This is a genomic window from Rhodococcus sp. 66b (genome assembly GCF_002076325.1).
GTDB lineage: Bacteria > Actinomycetota > Actinomycetes > Mycobacteriales > Mycobacteriaceae > Rhodococcus_F > Rhodococcus_F erythropolis.
Map to the genome: position 1 here is coordinate 62,331 of NZ_MUZB01000021.1, position 17,064 is coordinate 79,394.

18 protein-coding genes are annotated in these 17,064 nt (G+C 64.0%); 9 read left to right on the forward strand and 9 right to left on the reverse strand.

Annotation, left to right across the window (positions count from 1 at the left end):
- Positions 1-84 precede the first annotated feature (84 nt).
- Both B0E55_RS28695 and B0E55_RS28700 read left to right on the forward strand, forming a co-directional pair.
- Positions 85-1,437 (forward strand): M20/M25/M40 family metallo-hydrolase, encoded by a 1,353-nt coding sequence (locus B0E55_RS28695; protein ID WP_003946170.1) that lies wholly within the window; start codon positions 85-87, stop codon positions 1,435-1,437.
- 65 nt (positions 1,438-1,502) lie between these two features.
- The gene (locus B0E55_RS28700) at positions 1,503-2,039 is read left to right on the forward strand and encodes a YbhB/YbcL family Raf kinase inhibitor-like protein (protein ID WP_029255410.1); all 537 of its coding nucleotides are present in this window, start codon (positions 1,503-1,505) and stop codon (positions 2,037-2,039) included.
- Positions 2,040-2,097: 58 nt separating this feature from the next.
- On the opposite strand, the gene B0E55_RS28705 is transcribed toward B0E55_RS28700, so the two are convergent.
- From B0E55_RS28705 to B0E55_RS28715, 3 genes are all read right to left on the reverse strand, one after another.
- Entirely contained in the window at positions 2,098-3,168 is a 1,071-nt protein-coding gene (locus tag B0E55_RS28705) for a quinone-dependent dihydroorotate dehydrogenase (RefSeq protein ID WP_080910956.1), read from the reverse strand.
- Positions 3,169-3,243: 75 nt separating this feature from the next.
- On the reverse strand, positions 3,244-3,492 hold the full coding sequence (locus B0E55_RS28710; RefSeq protein ID WP_003946171.1) for a DUF5703 family protein: 249 nt from the start codon (positions 3,490-3,492) through the stop codon (positions 3,244-3,246).
- The gene (locus B0E55_RS28715) at positions 3,492-4,517 is read right to left on the reverse strand and encodes a hypothetical protein (RefSeq protein ID WP_019748546.1); all 1,026 of its coding nucleotides are present in this window, start codon (positions 4,515-4,517) and stop codon (positions 3,492-3,494) included. The genes B0E55_RS28710 and B0E55_RS28715 overlap by 1 nt, the downstream gene beginning before the upstream one ends.
- A 183-nt stretch (positions 4,518-4,700) precedes the next feature.
- Here B0E55_RS28715 and B0E55_RS28720 point away from each other — a divergent pair, with 183 nt between their 5' ends.
- Complete coding sequence (locus B0E55_RS28720; RefSeq protein WP_020969683.1) at positions 4,701-5,123, forward strand: hypothetical protein; 423 nt, start codon at positions 4,701-4,703, stop codon at positions 5,121-5,123.
- Here B0E55_RS28720 and B0E55_RS28725 read toward each other — a convergent pair.
- From B0E55_RS28725 to B0E55_RS28745, 5 genes are all read right to left on the reverse strand, one after another.
- Positions 5,104-5,967, reverse strand: coding sequence for a heme ABC transporter ATP-binding protein (locus tag B0E55_RS28725; RefSeq protein WP_080910962.1), 864 nt, complete (start codon positions 5,965-5,967; stop codon positions 5,104-5,106). The genes B0E55_RS28720 and B0E55_RS28725 overlap by 20 nt on opposite strands.
- Complete coding sequence (locus tag B0E55_RS28730; protein ID WP_021333494.1) at positions 5,964-7,061, reverse strand: FecCD family ABC transporter permease; 1,098 nt, start codon at positions 7,059-7,061, stop codon at positions 5,964-5,966. Before B0E55_RS28730 ends, B0E55_RS28725 begins: the two co-directional genes overlap by 4 nt.
- Before the next feature lie 63 nt (positions 7,062-7,124).
- On the reverse strand, positions 7,125-8,132 hold the full coding sequence (locus B0E55_RS28735; protein WP_080910957.1) for a heme/hemin ABC transporter substrate-binding protein: 1,008 nt from the start codon (positions 8,130-8,132) through the stop codon (positions 7,125-7,127).
- Positions 8,129-8,815, reverse strand: a complete 687-nt coding sequence (locus B0E55_RS28740) for a biliverdin-producing heme oxygenase (RefSeq protein WP_003946162.1) — start codon at positions 8,813-8,815, stop codon at positions 8,129-8,131. The genes B0E55_RS28735 and B0E55_RS28740 overlap by 4 nt, the downstream gene beginning before the upstream one ends.
- Before the next feature lie 92 nt (positions 8,816-8,907).
- Positions 8,908-9,843 (reverse strand): aldo/keto reductase, encoded by a 936-nt coding sequence (locus B0E55_RS28745; protein ID WP_003946175.1) that lies wholly within the window; start codon positions 9,841-9,843, stop codon positions 8,908-8,910.
- 228 nt (positions 9,844-10,071) lie between these two features.
- Here B0E55_RS28745 and B0E55_RS28750 point away from each other — a divergent pair, with 228 nt between their 5' ends.
- Genes B0E55_RS28750 through B0E55_RS28765 form a run of 4 tightly spaced genes read left to right on the forward strand, consistent with a single transcriptional unit; the run spans position 10,072 to position 13,134 of the window.
- Positions 10,072-10,917, forward strand: a complete 846-nt coding sequence (locus tag B0E55_RS28750) for an undecaprenyl-diphosphate phosphatase (RefSeq protein ID WP_019748539.1) — start codon at positions 10,072-10,074, stop codon at positions 10,915-10,917.
- A 58-nt stretch (positions 10,918-10,975) separates the two neighbouring features.
- Positions 10,976-11,671 (forward strand): histidine phosphatase family protein, encoded by a 696-nt coding sequence (locus tag B0E55_RS28755; RefSeq protein ID WP_019748538.1) that lies wholly within the window; start codon positions 10,976-10,978, stop codon positions 11,669-11,671.
- Positions 11,672-11,726: 55 nt separating this feature from the next.
- Positions 11,727-12,323, forward strand: a complete 597-nt coding sequence (locus B0E55_RS28760) for a DUF3090 domain-containing protein (protein ID WP_080910958.1) — start codon at positions 11,727-11,729, stop codon at positions 12,321-12,323.
- 4 nt (positions 12,324-12,327) lie between these two features.
- Entirely contained in the window at positions 12,328-13,134 is an 807-nt protein-coding gene (locus tag B0E55_RS28765; RefSeq protein WP_003946172.1) for an SCO1664 family protein, read from the forward strand.
- Here the strand turns inward: B0E55_RS28765 and B0E55_RS28770 are convergent.
- Positions 13,131-13,592 (reverse strand): MarR family winged helix-turn-helix transcriptional regulator, encoded by a 462-nt coding sequence (locus B0E55_RS28770; RefSeq protein WP_003946187.1) that lies wholly within the window; start codon positions 13,590-13,592, stop codon positions 13,131-13,133. The two genes, B0E55_RS28765 and B0E55_RS28770, sit on opposite strands and share 4 nt — an antisense overlap.
- 30 nt (positions 13,593-13,622) lie before the next feature.
- On the opposite strand from B0E55_RS28770, the gene B0E55_RS28775 reads away from it, so the two are divergent.
- Entirely contained in the window at positions 13,623-15,812 is a 2,190-nt protein-coding gene (locus B0E55_RS28775) for an MMPL family transporter (protein ID WP_019748535.1), read from the forward strand.
- A gap of 10 nt (positions 15,813-15,822) precedes the next feature.
- Positions 15,823-17,064, forward strand: a complete 1,242-nt coding sequence (mshC, locus tag B0E55_RS28780) for a cysteine--1-D-myo-inosityl 2-amino-2-deoxy-alpha-D-glucopyranoside ligase (protein ID WP_020969678.1) — start codon at positions 15,823-15,825, stop codon at positions 17,062-17,064.

A 17,064-nucleotide genomic window follows, 5' to 3' on the forward strand; every position in this document is an offset into this window, starting at 1 on the left:
CCGATTAGGTCAGCTGCCCCAAATCGCCAGGTTGCGGGGCATTCCGGTCGCCCGCGTCGTTTGATTCGATGGTAGGAAAGTGGAATGACCACAACCCCGAATAATCCGAATCCGAGCAGAGCCGAAGCAGAAGTAGTCGAACTGGTCAGTTCTCTCATCCGCTTCGACACCTCGAACACGGGAGAACTCGAAACCACCAAGGGTGAGCGTGCGTGCGCGGAGTGGGTTGCCGCGCAGCTTCAAGAAGTCGGCTACGAGACGGAATACGTCGAGTCCGGTGCGCCCGGCCGCGGGAACGTCTTTGCTCGCTTGAAGGGAGCTGAGTCGGGTCGAGGTGCATTGATGCTTCACGGTCACCTCGACGTCGTTCCGGCCGAGCCCGCCGACTGGAGCGTCCATCCCTTTGCCGGCACCGTCCAGGACGGTTACGTCTGGGGGCGCGGCGCCGTGGACATGAAGGACATGGTCGGGATGATCCTGGCCCTCGCCAGGCAGTTCAAAGCGGAAGGCGTCGTACCGCCGCGTGATCTGGTGTTCGCCTTCGTGGCGGACGAGGAAGCTGGCGGAAAGTACGGATGCCAGTGGCTGGTCGAGCACCGCCCGGATCTGTTCGAGGGAGTGACCGAAGCCGTCGGTGAGGTGGGCGGTTTCTCGCTGACGGTTCCGCGGCCGGACGGAACCGACCGACGGCTCTACCTCGTGGAGACTGCGGAAAAGGGCCTCGGTTGGATGCGTCTGACGGCCAAGGGACGCGCCGGGCACGGCTCCTTCCTCCACGACGACAACGCAGTCGCGACACTCGCCGGCGCGGTCTCGAGACTCGCTGCTCATCAGTTCCCGATCGTGATCTCGGATTCGGTTGCCGAGTTCCTCACCGCCGTCGGCGAAGAGACCGGATTGGACTTCGATCCGGGATCACCTGACATCGACGGGACTCTCGCGAAGTTGGGGACGATCGCCAACATCATCGGGGCGACGTTCCGTGACACGGCGAACCCGACGATGCTCAAGGCCGGATACAAGGCGAACGTCATTCCGCAGACTGCCGAGGCGGTCTTCGACTGCCGCGTGCTGCCGGGACGGCAGGCTGAATTCGAGCGCACGGTGGACCAGCTGATCGGCCCCGACGTGACCCGCGAGTGGATCACCAAGCTCGATTCGTACGAAACAACGTTCGACGGCCACCTCGTAGACGCCATGAACGAGGCGATCCTCGCCCATGATCCGGAGGCTCGCACAGTTCCGTACATGCTCTCCGGCGGAACCGACGCGAAGGCATTCGCGAAACTGGGCATTCGCTGCTTCGGCTTCGCGCCGTTGCAGTTGCCGCCCGAGCTCGATTTCAGTGCGCTGTTCCACGGCGTCGACGAGCGAGTTCCGGTGGACGCACTACTGTTCGGGACACGTGTTCTGGAACATTTCCTGCTCAATTCCTGACGAGCACGTAGATAGATCCGTGAGCTCGACGCACATCGAGCTCTCTTGTCACAGAAAGGATTCGCATGGCGCACGATCCGTACGAACCATTGCCGAAGTTGCCGAGTTTCGAGCTGACCAGTGACGACATCACTGCGGGCCAGCCGCTGAAGCTTGCTCAGGCCAGTGGAGCCTTCGGAGTTCCCGGTGGCGAAGACATCTCACCGCAGCTCTCGTGGTCCGGCTTTCCGGCCGAGACGAAGAGCTTCGTGGTGACGGTGTTCGATCCGGACGCACCGACGGCGTCAGGATTCTGGCACTGGGCCGTGGCGAACATCCCCGCTTCCGTCACCCAACTCCCGGCCGGTGCCGGCGCGGCGGACAGCGATGTCCTGCCCGCCGGAACCGTCACCCTCCGCCACGACGGTGGCGGGTTCGGTTTCATCGGCGCAGGCCCGCCTCCCGGGCACGGTCCGCATCGCTACATCGTGGCGGTGCATGCCCTCGACGTGGAGACGCTCGACGGAGTCACCCCTGACTCGTCGCCGGCGTTCCTCGGTTTCAACGTGTTCCATCACGCGATTGCGCGTGCAACCCTGACCGGGACGTTCGAGGTCGAATAGTCACTTTGCTGTGCGCCTTTATTAACCGCGGGCGGTTAATAAAGGCGCACAGCAGTTTCTAGCGAGGGTTCTCAGCTCCCACAGCCTGGGCAATTGACGAGAAACCGGCTGCGCGGACCCGCTTGGCTATGCCCTTGTGGATGCTGCGAGCCCAGAACGGTCCGCCGTAGATGAAGCCGGTGTACCCCTGCACCAGCGTCGCGCCGGCGAGGATGCGTTCCCACGCCTGGTCGGCTGTCTCGATACCGCCGACCGAGATGATGGTCAGCTTGTCGCCGATGCGGGCGTACAGGCGCCGGAGCACCTCGAGCGAGCGGTCGGCAACCGGTGCACCGGACAGCCCGCCAGCGCCGAGTGCAGCTACCTCGGCATCCGGGGTCTTCAAACCGTCGCGGCGGATCGTGGTGTTGGTCGCGACGATTCCGGCAAGCCCGAGCTCGACTGCCAGATCGGCGACAGCGTCGACGTCCTCGTCCGAGAGATCGGGCGCGATCTTCACCAGTACCGGCACGCTGACGGTGTCGAGCACGGCCTGCAGGATCGGGCGCAGAGATTCGACGGCCTGCAGATCACGGAGTCCGGGTGTGTTCGGCGAGCTGACATTCACGACCATGAAGTCGGCCAGCGGACCCAGAAGCTGGGCGCTGGCCGTGTAGTCGGCAGCGGCGTCGGCAGCTTCGACGATCTTGGTCTTGCCGATGTTGGCACCGATCGGCACCGTGACGCGACGCTGTCGCAGGAAATTCGCCGCGTGACCAGCGCCGTGGTTGTTGAAGCCCATTCGGTTGATCAGAGCGCGGTCGGCCGGAAGTCGGAAGAGACGTGGCGCGGGATTACCGGGCTGAGCTTGGGCTGTCACTGTTCCGACCTCGGCGAAACCGAAGCCCAACGGGCCCCAGGCGTCGACTCCGGTGGCGTCCTTGTCGAATCCTGCGGCCAGACCGAGAGGTGCCGGGAACGTCAGACCGAAAGCCTGACTGCGCAGAACCGGGTCGTCGACGACAAGGACTTTTGCGACCAGCCAGCGAAGGGGAGCGAACCGTGTCACCAGTTTCATCGCGGTGAAGGCAATGTGGTGGATGCGTTCCGGTGGGACTCGGAACATCAGGCTCAGCAGCAGTTGGTACACGATTCTCCAGCTCTTCGATGGTGTGATTTTGTCAGCGGTTTCGATGGCGGCGGGTTCTGGTCGTCTGTTGAACGATCAGTGCTGAATGCCGTCCGGATCGGTCACGTGCAGCGGCGTCTTCTTTCGCTTGAGCAGCACGCGACGACTGCCGTCGGGGTAGAGACGGACTCGGGAGAGTTCCCACCCGCCGAACTCGGCCGAGATCGCCAGGCGCATCGACGCCGTGACCCGCGAAACGTTCGGCGGTAGCCGGAGCGGCACGTAGTCGAACTTGTCGTCCGACGTCTCCCACTGCGCGGGGATCCCGCGCGTACGCTTTTCCATCAGTTCTCCCGTGACGGGATGACCTGCAGCCCGTCACCGGTTGCCGATCCGACGATCAGATTGCCGTTGGAAGAGTCTACGGCCAACGAATTCGGCTGTCGCACCGTCTTGAACCGCCCGGTCTCCACGGGGATGCCGGACGACAGATCGAAGCCGACCACTTCGTTGGTCGCCGTCAGTGTCACCCACACCCGGTCCGCGGTCTCGTCGTAGGCGACGGCGTAAGGCGATTCGCCGACGGGGTAGCGCTGGTGCATCAGGAGCGGATCGGCCGTGAAGACGAGCAGTTCGTTGCCGGTGGTGTCGGTGACAAGGATGCGTCCGAAGCGATCGGTGGCCAGATGAGTTGCGCCCTCACCGGCGCGAAGAGCGACGCCGAGTTTGCCGTCTTCGAGATTGATCGCCGTCAGCGAGGTCTGACGGTGATCGAGGGCGCTCAGGTTGTCGCCGGTCACCGCAAGTTCGTCGACGGATGCAAACCCCGAAACCGTCTGTGACTGATCGGTCTTCGGGTCGACGATGTGAACTGAACCATTGTCCGTGCCGATCGCGATGCGGCCGTCGGTCAGCTCGACCGCGGAGTTCGCCTGGCCGTCGACCGGTATGGACGTCTGTTCGCCCGATGTCAGATTCAGCTTCACTACCTGGCGATCCATCGCCAGCAGAGCGCTACCGTCGGAGCCGATCGAAACGTCGCGTACGTCTGAATCCAGAGCTATCGGACGACCTGCGGAGGCGGGGTCGGCGCCGGCCAAACTGTCCGAAGGAACGACCAGCACCGATCGTGGGTCGTTGGCAACCAGAACAGCGCTGCGCGTGATCGGGTCGAATGTGATGGAATCGATCAGACCTGAATACGGGTGAACCACGCCGTCCGGGGTGCTGGTGGTGGCCGGTGAGACCGCTGCCGTAGCGGGATCGATCGTGATGAGGTCGTCTCCGCCATCTCCGGAAGAACATCCTGTGACCAGCAGAACCGCCGCCCCCATTGCTGCTGCAGTGGTGCGGATCCCTAGGCGAGCCATGTGTAGTTCCTCTTTTTCTTGTCATCTGTTCTTCACGCAGTGCGACTGTCATCGATCATCCCTGATCGCAGTCGGGCGCCGTTCATCGCGTCGAGGAACTACCGACCATTCCGCTCACACCCTTGACGCGATACCGTACGAACAGCGGTTGCGGTTGACGCTGCAATCACCGAGGAGATCATTGTGATTCCCACAGAACCCACCGATTCCGGCGCACAGCCGCCCGAACCGGCGCGGCCGGGCTTCGAGATCGAGGACCTTACCGTCGGCGCTCATGCACACGGTTTCGGCAGGTCCGACGGTCGAACTTTCGCGTTCCGCGTACGCAAGAGCGTGCTGTTCGTCGAGGTATACGGCGAATACTGCGAGCACAGTGTGCCGACCCCTTCGGACGTTGTCGCCACGGCGGAGCGATCGGTCACCGACATCGATCTGACCGACGAGCGAAGCATCGCCGGTGTGGTGCGCGACGCAGTTCTCTCGACCGAGACTGATTGGTCACATCCGGACGTCGGTGACGGCGTTCGTCAGGGCGAGGGTCGCAGCCTGCCGACGGTGAGAGCAGTCCTGAACAGGCTGGGATCGATCATCGATTCTGTTCGGTGAATTCTCGGCGCGGGATAACCAGCGTTGCTCCGGTTGTCGGATGCGGGAACACCTCGACCGGATAACCGTAGACGCGGGTCAGAAGCTCTTCGTGTAGCACCGATTCCGGGGGACCGTCGGCGGCGATGCGTCCATTCTCGAGTACGACGATTCGGTCGGCATACGCCGCTGCCAACGCGAGATCGTGCAAAACGACGACGACGGCATCGCCGTCCGCAGCGCGAGCGCGCGCCACGGACATCACCGCTTCCTGGTGTCCGAGATCGAGTGCTGCAGTCGGCTCGTCCAGCAGGATGGTCGACGTTTCCTGTGCCAGTACCCGGGCAAGAGCGACCCGCGCCTGCTCGCCACCGGACAGCACGGCGAACGGCCGATTGGCGAACCCCTCGACATCGCAGGTCTTCATCGCCGCGGTGATAGCAGCGCCGTCGCGGTCTTCTCGGCGCGTTCCGGCCCATGGCGCACGTCCCATGCGAACGACCTGGCGAGCGCTGAACGAAAATCCGATCGTGTGTTTCTGGGGGAGAACCGCGCGTCGGCGCGCCATGTCGATCGGCGCCCACTGAGTGAGGTCGGTGCCTTCGACGTCCACCCGCCCAGCGATGACGGGCTGATCACCGGCCAACGCCGCAAGAAGAGTCGACTTACCGGCGCCGTTCGGTCCGACGAGGACGACGAGCTCGCCTGCCCGGACTTCGATGGATACGCCTTCGAGAATGTGTCGACCACCGCGTTCGACGGTGATGTCGCGCGCTTCGAGGGTGACATCACCGACGCCAGGGCTTTCCGGTTCGGGGGTGACGCGGCCGAACAGTTCGCGCCAGTTTCTTACGAGGCTGCTCATGCCCACCCGCCCTGTTGCGCGCGTGTTCGTCGGAGAAGCCAGAAGAAGAAGGGGCCGCCAACCAGAGCGGTCAGCATTCCGAGGGGCAGGTCTGCGTTGTCGATCAGCGACCGCGAGCCGAGATCTGCGACAAGCAGAACCAGTGCGCCGGCAAGGGCGCTCGCCGGAATCAGCGCGCGGTGGCCGGGGCCGACAAGAATGCGCATCAGGTGCGGAACGACCAGTCCGACGAAGAGGATGATGCCGGTGAAGGCAACACTCGCCGAGACCAGGAGAGCGACGATCAGAACCGCGAACTGGCGCAGCCGTTCGACGTTGACACCCAGGTGACGAGCTGCATGTTCACCGAGTGCGAGAAGGTCCAGACGCGGAGCGATCATGACCGTCGCGGCAATTCCGACAACGGTCATCGGCGCCACGATCATGACGGCATTCCACGACGCTCCGTTGAGTGAGCCGAGTTGCCAGAACACGATCTGATCGCGAGCGGACGGGCTGGCGACGAAGGTGAAGAACGCGATGAGTCCGCCGGCGAACGCATTGATCGCGACGCCGGTCAGCACCAATGTCACTACTTCGGTTCGGCCTTCGTGGCGCGCAAGCAGGTAGACCGCCGCGGTGGTGAACAGCCCGGCGACGAACGCTGCCGCAGCAACGGCCCAGCCGGCCACGAACGTGCCGCCGACGACGATGACAGCGCTCGCGCCAACTGCAGCGCCCGCGGACACTCCGATCACCCCGGGCTCCGCGAGTGGATTGGAGAACACACCCTGCAGGAGCGCACCGGAACATCCCAGCGCCGCGCCGACACAGATGGCGAGCACGACGCGGGGGAAGCGAACCTCCCACAAAGTCACTTCACCGCTGGGATGGGCGGGCATCGGACCGAGATCGATCCCGATGCGGTGCAGGATGCTGCCCAAAACCTCGAGAGGCGATGTCGGAACTTGACCGATGCACGCCGACAGCACTGCGACGATCACCAGGGCGAGAGTCAAGCTGACCAGAACCGCACTCACCCGCGACCGCGACGCGGGGCCAGACGCCGACTTGTCGGCGCCCCCGACATCGTGTGAATCCTCGGCTGCGGACACAGACTTACCTGCTTCGGAACTACCTGTTTCTGTACTCACGAATCAGCACTCACAAATCTTTGCTCACGATCCACCGGGCTCGTAGATCGCTTCGGCGAGTGCCGCCATGACGCGTCCGGTGTTCGGCCCGAAGCTGAGCAGGACACCGTCCTCCATGTCGACTACTCGTTTGTTCTTTCCGGCCGGCGTCTGAGCGATGCCAGGGACCTTTTCGAGGCCGTCGATTCCGCCGATCGATGCCAATCCGTCCGTCATCATCAGCAGGGCGTCAGGCGCTGCGGCGATGAGCGCTTCGCTGGTGATGGGTACGAACTGTTGTGTGATGCCCGAGGCGGTACCCGCATCTGTGGCGCCGAGGGCCTCGATCAAGGAATCGGCACCCGAACCTGCACCGCCGATCATGGTGATGGCCGATCCGCGCATGTAGAGGAACGCGATCTTCAGTGGATCGCCGTCGTTGGGAACCAGATCGCGCGCAGCAGCGATCTCCGATTCGGTTCGATCGATCAGCGCTGCGCCCTGGGCCGGAACGCCGAGCGCGTCGGCGACTGCTTGGATCTGCCCCGGCACACCTTCGAGGGTTCGGGTCGGGTCGAAGAACACCACGGGAACACCGGCGGCGCGCAACTGATCCTGGACGCTCTTGGGCCCGATGCTCGTGTCAGTGAGAACCACGGTGGGATTCAAATCGAGGATGGCTTCGGTATTGAGCGATTGGCCGCCGACCGTGACAACCGGTACGTCCGCGACCGCGGGGAACTTGGCTGCGGTGTCGCGGCCGACAAGGTTGTCACCGAGGCCGAGCGCCACCGTTGTCGTTGCGAGCGTCCCGTAGCGGTCGGCCGCAACGATCCGGCTGTTGTCGGTGATGGTCACGTCGACGCCGTCGAAGCTCTTCACCGTCACGGGCAACGTCGCGGTCGGGTTGTCGGACACGGGAACCGGGCTGGAATCTTCGAGTACCACGGTCCGGGCACCCTGAGATGTCGTGGAATTGTCGCTGGATCCGCAAGCCACCAGACCGAAACCGGCTGCTGCGACCAGTGCCGCCGCGGCCAAGCGCTTCATCATTTGACGAGGTAGCTCTCGATGTCGCCTTCGAGATCGGCGAACAGGTCACCGTTGAGGCGGTACGCCAGATTCACCTCGTCGATGAAACGCTGCTGTTCTTCGGCCGGAATCTGCAGCGCATCCAGATTCGAGCGGTAGTCGTCCTTGAAAGGCTTCGGCTTGGGGATGCCTTCGAAGATGTAGAAGCGAAGTCCGTCGGTCTCGAATCCGTAGGCGCGCTCGAGCATCCGGCGGATGATCTGTCCGCCCGAGAGGTCACCCATGTATCGCAGGTAGTGATGTGCGACGAAGCCGGCGGGCCAGTCGAACGCCACCTCCTTCAGGCGGGCGATGTAACGCTCGGTTGCAGGCAAGGCCACGAGTTCGTCGCGCCAGTTCGGTCCGCCTAGGAACTCGAGATCGGCTTCGAGCGAAGCCACCCGCAACAGATCCTCGGACAGGAACGGAGCGACCAACTCGTTGTCGGCGTGTGTGCGGCCGGCCTCTTCGAGGCTCGTGTAGACGAGGTACGTCTGTCCCAGAAGAGCGGCGTAGCCAGCCGTGGTCAGCTCACCGCCGAGAAGCGCGCCTACGAATCGCGACTGCTCCGTCTCGCGGTGTGCTGCGTCCGTCTCGGTCTTGATTCGTTCGGAGAAGGCGGGGCCTGCGTCTGCGGAAAGGCTGTCTACGTCGAGCGTGGTCATTGATTCTCCTGAGGCTGTAGTCAAGCGTTGCCTACTAGGTTAGCCTGCCCTCGCCAACACGATACCTTCGGTATTTCGATCAGCGGGACAGATCAAGCGCTCACATCGTCGAGAGCCGCGGCAATCGCTTTCGGAAGTTCCAATTCTTCGGTTGCCAGTACTCCTGTCAACTGGGCGAGATCCCGCGTGCCGACGACGGCGCTGGCCACCCCGGCGCGATCGCGCGCCCAGGCCAGTGCCACCGCCAGTGGGGAAGTACCCAGACCGTCGGCGGCGGTAACGACTGCGTCGACCACCCGGATCGAGGAATCGGTCAGATAGCTCTGTACATCTTGCGAATGTGCTTCGTCGGCGCCGCGGGAATCGACGGGAATGCCGTCGCGGTACTTGCCGGTCAGAACACCGCCCGCCAGGGGTACTGCGGCGAACACTCCGACGCCGTGGTGGGCCGCCGCTGCGAACAATTCTTCCTCGACGCCGCGCGCGAGCAACGAGTACTCGGCCTGCGTCGCGGCGAGTGTTGTTGCGCCACCGGCTCCGACGGCCGTCGCGAGCTGCCAGCCGAGGTAGCCGCGCACGCCCACATACCGCACCTTGCCGCTCGAGACCGCGTAGTCGAGGGTTGCTGCAACCTCGTCGACGGGCGTGAGCGGATCCCAGGTTGCGACCTGCCACATGTCGAGGAAGTCGGTTCCGAGTTCACGAAGAGTCGCGTCGAGCTGGCGGAGCAATCCGCGCCGCGAGCAGTCGACGCGGTCGGTGCCGATCGGAGTGGGATCGATGCCGGCGCTCGAGCTGATGATGAGTTCGTCACGTGGAACGACGTCGTCGAGCAACTCGGCGAGGATCCGTTGCGCCGCACCGGCGCCGTATGCGGGCGAGGTGTCGACCAAGGTTCCGCCGGCCTCGGCGAAGGCGAGCAGCTGCGCCGCAGCCTCGTCGCCGTCCGTGTCGCGTCCCCATGTCAGTGTGCCGAGCCCAAGTCGCGAGACCCGAAGTCCGCTCGTTCCGACAGATCTGTGCTTCATAACCGCCTGCATCTCGCGCCCGACTCGTGTGCGCAAGTGCGGCACCCGAGAGATCTCACCACGTGCAGACTAGTAGGCGCTCGCCTCGAGTCGGGGTATTCGGACACGGACGTGCCGGGCGCGGCGCGGCGTCGTGGGCCCCGGTAGCGTGGCGCCGGTGAAACGTGAACCCGACACACGAAACCTGTGTGCAGTAACCCCATTCGAATCAGCCGGGATCGGTGAGTGATGGGCGAAGCGATGACCTGGCTCCAGGCCGTGATCCTGGGCCTCGTGCAGGGATTGACCGAGTTCTTGCCCATCTCGTCGTCCGGACATTTGCGAATCGTGTCGGAGATATTCTTCGGCAGTGACGCCGGTGCGTCGTTCACCGCGGTGACGCAGCTCGGCACCGAACTGGCTGTGTTGATCTACTTCGCGCGCGACATCGTGAGGATCATCACTGCCTGGTTCCGGGGTGTGTTCAATGCCGAGCACCGGGGCGATCTCGATTACCGGATGGGCTGGTACGTCATCATCGGTACCATTCCGGTCGGCATCCTCGGGTTTCTGTTCAAAGACCAGATCCGTACCGGCGCACGCAATCTGTGGCTGATTGCCACGATGTTGATCGTGTTCGCGCTCGTCATCGCCGCTGCCGAGTACTACGGACGCAAGACGCGCCCGATCGAATCGCTCACAGCGCGCGACGGCATCATCATGGGTTCGGCTCAGGCGCTAGCGCTCATCCCGGGTGTCTCACGTTCGGGTGGCACGATCAGTGCCGGTCTTTTCCTCGGACTCACCCGTGAGGCCGCAGCTCGTTACTCGTTCCTGCTGGCGATCCCGGCGGTTCTCGCCTCCGGTTTGTTCAGCCTCCCGGATGCCTTCGAGCCGGCCGGTGAGGGTCTGAACGCGAGCGGTCCGCAGTTGCTGGTGGCAACCGTCATCGCCTTCGCGGTCGGTTACGCAGCGATCGCCTGGCTGCTTCGATTTGTTGTCGATCACTCCATGTACTGGTTCGTGGGATACAGAATCGCTCTCGGCGTAGTCGTCCTTGCGCTGCTGGCCACAGGGGTCGTGTCCGCGACATAGAGCCCGTTTCGACGTCGACCACCCGTCCGTGCGGCCACCGCCCCATTAGGGTTGTGGAATGACAGTTGTCCTACTGCGGCACGGGCGGTCGACGTCCAACACTGCCCATACCCTGGCCGGTCGAACGCCGGGTGTGGAACTCGACGACCACGGCCGGAAACAGGCCGAAGGCGTCGTCGATCGGCTGGTCGGTCTGGACATCGCGGAGATCGTCCGCTCGCCGCTGTTGCGGTGCGAGCAGACGGTCGGCCCCATTGCCGTCGACCGTGGTCTGACGCCGGTGGTCGAGGATCGCCTGATCGAGGTCGATTACGGCGACTGGACGGGTCGCCCGCTGAAGGAACTCTTGGAAGAACCGCTCTGGAAAGTGGTGCAGCGCCATGCTTCCGGTGCGGTCTTTCCCGGCGGTGAAGGGCTGGCCCAGGTACAGGCGCGAGCCGTTGCCGCGATCCGAGAGCACGATGCACGGCTGGCCGAAGAACACGGCAAGGACGTCGTCTGGATCGCCTGCACACACGGTGACGTCATCAAATCGGTTCTCGCCGACGCGTTTGCGATGCACCTCGACTCGTTCCAGCGGATCGTCGCCGAGCCGGCCTCGGTCAGCGTGATTCGCTACACGGCCACACTGCCGTTCGTTCTTCGAGTCAACGACACCGGAGACGTGCTCGCAGCGATCAGTGCAGCGAAGACCGCGACCAACGGTTCGGCTCCCGCGCAGGAGTCCGTACCCGGCGGAGAGGTCGGTGCGTGAGCTGTGACGGATAATGGGTATTCAGTGATGTTCTGCTCGAACTCGAGGAGGTGCAATGTCGCGCGCGATTCACGTATTTCGCACTCCTGACCGATTTGTCGCAGGAACGGTGGGCGAGCCCGGTGACAGGTCTTTCTATCTCCAAGCCGTGCACGATTCACGGGTGGTGAGTGTGCTGCTCGAGAAGCAGCAGGTTCAGGTCCTCGCCGATCGCATGGGCCTTCTCCTCGAAGAGGTACATCGACGCTTCGGAACCGAGGTTCCGCCGCAGGCCGACGATGTCTCCGATCTCAGCCCGCTGGTCACACCGCTCGACGCGGAGTTCCGGGTCGGCACGATGGGGCTCGGTTGGGACGCCGATGCCGGTGCGGTCGTCGTGGAGTTGCTTGCCGTCAGCGAGACGGAGTTCGACGAATCGGTTGTCCTCGACGACGCCGACGACGGTCCGGATGCGGTCCGTGTGTTCCTGACCCCGGAGCAAGCGCGCGAATTCTCGCTCCGATCCGAACGCGTCATCGCGGCGGGACGCGCGCCATGCCCTCTGTGTGGTGAGCCGCTGGCGCCCGAGGGGCACGTGTGCATCCGAACCAACGGATACCGGCGCGGCGAGTCCTTCGGTTTTGCGATCGACGCAGACGACGACGAGGTCTGACGTCGTGTCCGAACCTGGTGTGCCGGACGTTCTGCTCGAGGGTGATCTGACCCTGATCGGCCAGATCACCACGGCAAGCAACGCCACGCTGGTGTGCGAGTCGACTCTGGGGGAGCAGTCCACCCGTGTGGTCTACAAACCGGTGCGGGGTGAACGCCCACTGTGGGATTTCCCGGACGGCACTCTGGCCGGGCGTGAGGTTGCGTCGTACCGCGTGTCCGAGGCGCTGGGCTGGGGAGTGATTCCGCGAACAGTGTTGCGGGACGGTCCTTTCGGGCCAGGCATGGTGCAGCGTTGGATTGACACCGTCGATCGCCGCGCGGATGGATCCGGCGGACTCGAGATGGTCGACCTGTGCAGTCCGGGCAATGTTCCGCCAGGGTGGTTCGAGGTCCTGCAGGCCTTCGACTCGGAGGGTGAACCAGTCTCTCTGATCCATGCGGACGATCCACGGCTGCAGCGAATGGCCGTTCTGGACGTCCTCATCAACAACGCCGACCGCAAAGGTGGTCACGCCCTCGAAGGCGTCGACGGCTCGGTGTACGGCGTTGATCACGGAATCTGTCTTCACTCGGAGAACAAGCTGCGGACCGTGTTGTGGGGGTGGGCGGGGCAGCCCGTACCCGGTGCCTTGATCGCCGACGTCGCCGAATTCGCGACAACGCTCGATGGAGATCTCGGGGACGAGTTGTCCGAACTGATCACGGAAGAGGAAATCGTGGCCTTGGCGGTCCGGGCGATGCAGTTCGCAGAGTCGGCCGTGATGCCCGAACCGAACGGCCATCGAACGATTCCCTGGCCGGCTTTCTAGTCTCGAGACGTTTCCTGCTGTTCGCGAGTTGCCGTCTTCAATCCGGGTGAGCGAACCAATCGCAGTAGTTGTTCGCGCAGCGCGGCGACGTCCCCGACGCCGACGGTCAACGCCGCATCTTCCTTCTCGAGCGTCAGTAGTCGCTCGTACGTCAGTCTTCCGGCGTCGGTTATCGCGATCACGCGCCGACGCTCGTCCCGCGGATCGGTGTCACGCGTGACGTAACCCGCTCGTTCGAGACGGTCGATCGTGCGGCTCATCGTCTGATCGGTGACGCGGGCGTTCTTCGCGATGTCGCGTTGAGACGCCGCCCCACCGGCGATCGAGTGGAGCACGATCAGGCCCGCGTGCGTCATGTCCTGAGACCGCAGAACCTTCTCCCACGAGTGCTCTACCAGGCGCGCAGCGGTGGACAACAGCCGGCCGGTTGGCCAGTCGTCCAGGCCGTCGCTGCTCATGTTTTTGCCTTCCGTTTGCAATTACTCAGCATGCTGAACAAAATAGTCGGCAAGTCCTCTCTGCTGCCGATCCCTGGAGACCCAGTGAGCACACCAGTACAAAATCGTCCTGTTCGTCGCCTTCGATGGATTGTGCCAGCTCTCCTCGTGATCGGCTGGCTGGCAATCGGAGGATTCGGCGGCCCGTTCGCCGGAAAGCTCAGCACCGTGCAGCAGAACGACAACACGTCGTTCCTGCCGGCGTCGGCCGAAGCCACCGAGGTGGCAAAGCTTCAAGAGAGCTTCACGGACACCCGCTTCGTGCCGGCCATCGTCGTGGCGGAACGACCAGGTGGCCTCGAGCCCACCGACTCCACCTTCCTGTCCCAGACCGTCGATTCGTTTGTCGGTACCGAGGGATTCGGTGACGCGTCATCGCCGCCGATCCCGTCGGCCGACGGCCAGGCGTTGCAGATGTTCCTGCCGGTCGACAGCACCCTCGAGGTCAAGGACAGCGTGAAAGCGCTGCGCGCGGCGCTGGAGTCGAGCCCTGACGGACTGACAGTCAAGGTCACCGGCCCCGCTGGGCAGGTTGCGGATCTGTCGGCAGCATTCGCCGGTATCGACGGACTGCTGTTGTTGGTAGCCGGATCCGTCGTGATCCTGATCCTGATCATCGTCTACCGGAGTCCGATCCTGCCGTTCGTGGTGATCTTTTCGGCGATCTTCGCACTCGGATTGTCGAGCTTGCTCGTGTATCTGCTCGCCGACGCGGACGTCATCGCACTGAACGGTCAGAGCCAGGGCATCCTGTTCATCCTCGTGTTCGGTGCCGCCACCGACTACGCGCTGCTTCTGGTCTCTCGCTACCGGGAAGAATTGCGGATCGAGAAGGACAAGTACGCAGCAATGCGGACTGCGTGGCGCGCGACGCTCGAACCCGTCGCGGCGTCTGCCGGAACGGTCATCGCGGGCGTTCTGTGCCTGTTGCTCTCCGACCTGAACTCGAACCGCGGACTCGGTCCGGTGGCCGCCATCGGTATCGCCGCGTCCTTCCTCGCATCGATGACGTTCCTACCCGCTGTCCTCGTTCTGTTCGGGCGGACTGCGTACTGGCCGACCAAGCCGAAGTTCGACGCCGACCGCGAGCACCACGACGAGGCGAACGATCACCGGTTCTGGGCCGGGCTCGCTGCTCGAATCGGACGGCACCCGCGCCGCTTCTGGGTGGCGTCGACGCTGGTGCTTGTGATCTTCGCGCTGATGATGCCGCAGTTCAAAGCCAGCGGTGTCTCTTCGTCCGACATCTTCTTGCTCGACGTCGATTCGGTTGCAGGCCAGGAGATTCTCGGCGAGCACTTCGACGCGGGTTCGGGTTCCCCGGCCGTGGTCATCGCGAATGCGGATCAGGTGGACGCCGTCGCGGCAGCCAGTCGCGTGGAGGGCGTCAGCGACGTGAGCGTCGTGCAGAACGGGGGAGCCCCACTGGTTGTCGACGGACGAGTCTCCCTGCAGGCGACGTTGACTGACGCTGCCGACTCACTCGAGGCCGAAGACACCATCGTGCGACTACGTGATGCAGTTCACTCCGTGGATGGTGCCGACGCGTTGGTCGGTGGCGTCACTGCGACCGACCTCGACACGAAGACCACCTCGACACGGGACCGAACACTCATCATTCCCGTGGTGATCATCGTGGTGTTCGTGATTCTCTCCCTGTTGCTGCGTTCGCTTCTCGCACCGCTGCTTCTCATGGGCACCGTTGTGCTCTCGTTTGCTGCGACACTGGGCATTTCGTCGCTGGTGTTCGACCACGTCTTCGGGTTCCCCGGCGCGGATCCGGTGGTCCCGCTGTTTGCGTTCGTGTTCCTGGTGGCTCTGGGAATCGACTACAACATCTTCCTCATGACGAGGGTGCGTGAGGAAGCGCTGAAGATCGGCACTCGGGCGGGTGCGCTGCGGGGACTCACCGTGACCGGCGGGGTGATCACCTCTGCCGGAGTTGTTCTGGCAGCAACCTTCTCGGCGTTGGCGGTGATCCCGCTGTTGTTCCTCGCGCAGATCGCGTTCATCGTGGCGTTCGGTGTCCTGCTCGACGCTCTGATCGTCCGATCCTTGCTGGTCCCGGCCCTGACCTACGACATCGGTCAGAAGATCTGGTGGCCGAGCAAGCTCGCGTCGACGCCCGAACCGGAGCAGGATCAGCCAGCACCTTCCCAGCCTCAGAGCAGTCTCCACTAGGCTCGGCAGCATGCAGTCTTGGTCCGATACCGCACTCCCGTCCGTTCCCGGTCAGGGGCCGCCGTTGCGGCTGTACGACACAGCCGACCGTCAGGTTCGCCCCGTCACCCCGGGCAAGAAGGCGACGATGTACGTCTGCGGCATCACCCCGTACGACGCCACCCACCTCGGTCACGCGGCCACCTACCTCACGTTCGACCTCGTGAACCGCATCTGGCGCGACGCCGGACACGACGTCCACTACGTCCAGAACGTGACCGACGTGGACGACCCGCTGTTCGAGCGGGCTAATCGCGACGGCGAGGACTGGATCGTCCTCGGCATGCGTGAGACCGCGCTCTTCCGGGAGGACATGGAAGCGCTGCGCGTGCTTCCGCCGAAGGACTACATCGGCGCCGTCGAATCGGTGAACGAAGTAGTCGAGTTGGTGGAGAAATTCGTGGCGTCCGGCGCCGCGTACATCGTCGACGACGCGGAGTTCCCCGACGTCTACTTCCGCGCCGACGCGACCGAGCAGTTCGGCTACGAGTCGGGCTACGACCGCGCGACGATGGAGAAGTTCTTTGCCGAACGCGGCGGAGATCCCGATCGCGTCGGAAAGCGCAATCCGCTCGACGCTCTCGTCTGGCGGGCGGAGCGTCCGGGCGAGCCTTCGTGGCCCTCACCCTTCGGGCCGGGGCGCCCCGGTTGGCACATCGAGTGCGCGGCCATTGCGCTCAACCGCATCGGCTCCGGCTTCGACGTCCAGGGCGGTGGCAGCGACCTGATCTTCCCGCACCACGAGTTCTCGGCAGCACATGCCGAATCGGCAACGGGTGATCGCCGTTTTGCGCGGCACTACGTGCACACCGGCATGATCGGCCTCGACGGCGAGAAGATGTCGAAGAGTCGCGGAAACCTCGTCTTCGTCTCGAAACTGCGCGGTGAAGGGGTCGATCCCGCAGCAATTCGTCTCGGATTGCTCTCCGGCCACTACCGCCAGGATCGCGCGTGGACCGATCAGGTCCTCGAGGATGCTCAGTCGCGTCTGAAGGTATGGCGCGAGGCAGCGGCTCTCGATTCCGCGCCGTCAGCCACCGACACTGTTGCGCGTTTGCGTCAGCATTTGGCCGACGATCTCGACACTCCGAAGGCGCTCGACGCGCTCGACGGTTGGGCACGCCGCGCCATCGAGGGCGGCGGATCCGACACGCAGGCACCCGGCGAGTTCGCCGATGCCGTCGACGCCCTACTGGGTATTTCGCTTCGCTGA